The 2,915-nt window shown below is 63.7% G+C and carries 4 protein-coding genes; 3 read left to right on the forward strand and 1 reads right to left on the reverse strand.

The window, feature by feature from the left end; genetic code table 11:
- The 3 genes from GWP04_12570 to GWP04_12580 form a co-directional block, all read left to right on the forward strand.
- Positions 1-637 (forward strand): serine hydrolase (locus GWP04_12570; protein NIA26372.1); only part of this gene is annotated, 637 nt, incomplete at its 5' end.
- A 155-nt stretch (positions 638-792) separates the two neighbouring features.
- Positions 793-1,668 (forward strand): methyltransferase domain-containing protein, encoded by an 876-nt coding sequence (locus tag GWP04_12575; protein ID NIA26373.1) that lies wholly within the window; start codon positions 793-795, stop codon positions 1,666-1,668.
- Between the two features lie 52 nt (positions 1,669-1,720).
- Complete coding sequence (locus GWP04_12580) at positions 1,721-2,308, forward strand: hypothetical protein (protein ID NIA26374.1); 588 nt, start codon at positions 1,721-1,723, stop codon at positions 2,306-2,308.
- A gap of 23 nt (positions 2,309-2,331) precedes the next feature.
- Here the strand turns inward: GWP04_12580 and GWP04_12585 are convergent.
- Positions 2,332-2,915 (reverse strand): hypothetical protein (locus GWP04_12585; protein NIA26375.1); only part of this gene is annotated, 584 nt, incomplete at its 5' end.

The following is a 2,915-nucleotide window of genomic DNA, read 5'->3' on the forward strand; positions in this document are numbered from 1 at the left end:
CGCAGGCCCGCTTGATCTCGAGTTCTACATCGGCCTTCCGCAAGACGTTCCCAACGCCAGAATCGCTGAGATCCAGGCCAGGTGGTACCGCACGAGGATGATGTTCAACCTCTCGAAGCTGCCGAGCAAGTTCGTCAAGGACTTCCTCAACCCCAAGACCATCACGGCGAGGACGTTCGCGAACCCGAAGGTTCTCGGCTCACCGGTCCGCTACAACGAGCGGGCGATGCGCAGAATCGAGTTGCCTGCTTCCAACGGAATCGGTCAGGTACGCTCGATCGCCAGGGCATACGGCGTCTTCGCATCCGGCGGTCGTGAACTCGGTATCTCGCCCGAGACGATGGGGGAGCTGAGGGCACCGGCCGTGCCCCCACCGGGTGGCACGATGGATCTTGTGCTGCACATGGACACGAGCTACTCCCTCGGCTTCTCCAAGCCGTCGGCTGCAAACGACTTCGGTTCGAGCAAGGCTGCTTTCGGAACACCGGGCGCCGGAGGGTCTTTCGGATTCGCCGACCCCGACCTTCAACTCGGATTCGCATATGGGATGAACCGCCTCGACTTCTACCTGCCGACCGACCCCAGGGAACGACGACTGAGCGAGGCCGCGATCGCCTCTGCCAAGGCCTTCGACTAGCGGTACAGGAGCGTGTCGACCCCACCCGGGGTGGGGTATACTTGGGCTCTGACGAGTACACGAACCCCAGGAGGTCTCCGTCATGGCCAAGCTTCTCGATCCCGTCTGTGGGATGACAGTAGACGACACAGCGCTGCGCGCAGAGGGTCACGACGATGTCGCGTTCTGTGCCCCAGGGTGTCGCACGGCCTTCCTCGCGAACCCCGACGCGTACACCGACCGTCTCGAGGAGTCAGCAGACGAGGGCCACCAGTGTGGCTGCGGGAACAAGCACGGCGAGGACCACGAACACGGTGGGCACGAAGCCGAGGCCACAGCCGAACCGGTCGCGGCCGGCTCGGGTTGCTGTGGGGGACACGGCCACTGAGCCTGTGACCACTTCTCCGTCAGACAACACAGCAGCCGAACAGGCAGAGGTCACGAAGCGGTACAACCGCATGGCGCGAATCTACGACATCTATGACGCTCCGATGGAGTGGATGGGTACCAAGAAGCGACGCCGCGAACTCCTCGATGATGCACGCGGCTCGGTACTCGAGGTCGGTGTCGGCACGGGAAAGAACCTGCCGTACTATCGCCAAGGTGCCGACGTGACCGGAATCGACGTGTCCTCAGGGATGCTCGAGCAGGCACGGCAGCGCGCCGAGACCCTTCCCGCCGAGGCAGACCTCGTCGAGGCGGACGTCCAGGACCTTCCCTTCGATGACGACACCTTCGACATGGCGGTCGGTACTTGCGTGTTCTGTTCGGTCGCCGATCCTGTCGCTGGCCTGAGCGAACTGGGAAGAGTCGTTCGCCCGGATGGCCGAATCCTGCTTCTCGAGCACGTCCGCCCGCGCAACGAGTTCCTCGGCCGTCTGGCAGACATAGCCACGATGGTCACCCGACGGATCTTCGGATTTCGGGCGAACCGGCGAACCGAGGCCAACGTGGCGGCGGCCGGTCTCGAGATCATCGAGGTCGAGCGCAGTGGCATCTGGAGAACGATTGTCGCGAGGCCGGCGTCGCGAGGGATCGACGGAGAAGCCTGACGCGTACCCCGCGGAGGGCGGGGTACCTGGACGCCTCGGTTACGATTGCCGCATGAGACGGATCCCGATGATGGTCATCGTTTTCGGTGGGTACTTCCTCCTACGGAACTGGAACGGTGACGTCGTGCCCCTGATAGCGATCGCCGGCGTGGTCATTGCCGGTGTGGTTGCATACCGCGTCTACCAGGCCCGTACCGAACGTGTCCGAGCGGACAAGATCGAACGTGCCGATGTCTCGTCGCTGACGGAGCAGCTCGAGGGGATGCTCGCCAAGACGGCGAACCGAATCCTCGACGTCGAGGGCCGTCCTGGTCTTTCATCGTCATCGGAGGCCAACGCGAACTTCCAGTCTGCAGTATCGACGTTCGTGTCGGTAGACGAAGATCTCGACGGCGCGGCTTCGACGTACCGACTCCGAGCACTCGTGGCCGAGCTCGACGATGCGCTCTGGCGCCTCGATGCCGCAGAGGCTCTCCTCAACGGCGAAGAACCGCCGCCACGACCAGAGATCGCGAGGCAGCGGTCGACGCGCGAGTCGTCCGCTTCATCGTCTATGACCTCGCTCTCACGCGACGCCGTGACGAGGTGGGTCGACGGCGGTTCCAGTGGAGGTCATCGACGTCGCCGACGTTCCTGCTGATCCAAAGAGGTAGTCCGGAACGATCACGCTTCGACGATGAGCGTGGCACGCATCCCATCTTCGTAGTGCTGTCCGGCCTCCTGGAAGCAGCCGATCTCCCACGTTCCGACGGCGTCATCCGGGACGGTGAACTCCATGAAGGAGACCTCACCCGATTCGCTCGAACCGGGGGTGCCGGGCTGGAGCAGCACCATGCCGCCCTCATCGCCTTCATCCGGCATCGACCCTCCGTCGCCCATGTCCATCTCCATGCCTTCGAAGCCCATGGGTGTCCCGCCTTCGACCATGACTTCGAGGCCGGTGAAGAAGTCCTCTCCACCCCAGGGTGTCCACACACGTTCCGTCAGGTAGTCCTTGCCCTGGATCGGGTCGCGTCCGATCATGAACTCGTGGACGTGTGCGCCCTCGTTCTTGATGATGAACCGGACGGTCTGGCCCGGCTTCACGCGGACCACCGAAGGCGAGATCGCGTTGTCGGTGAGGGTGAACACGACCTCTCCGGACGCGTTCGGCTCCACGGAGCCGATGCTGGAGCATGCGGCCGCAACGATGGCGGCCACAGCGCCGAGAGCGGCCAGCTTCCATCGGATCGGGTTCTTTCTTGAGC

Source organism: Gammaproteobacteria bacterium (genome assembly GCA_011682695.1).
Lineage (GTDB): Bacteria > Actinomycetota > Acidimicrobiia > Spongiisociales > UBA4744 > BMS3Bbin01.

What these genes read in the sequence shown, in the direction of transcription:
- GWP04_12575 (NIA26373.1), top strand. Translation starts at nt 793, where the DNA reads ATGTCGCGTTCTGTGCCCCAGGGTGTCGCACGGCCTTCCTCGCGAACC.
- GWP04_12580 (NIA26374.1), top strand. Translation starts at nt 1,721, where the DNA reads ATGAGACGGATCCCGATGATGGTCATCGTTTTCGGTGGGTACTTCCTC.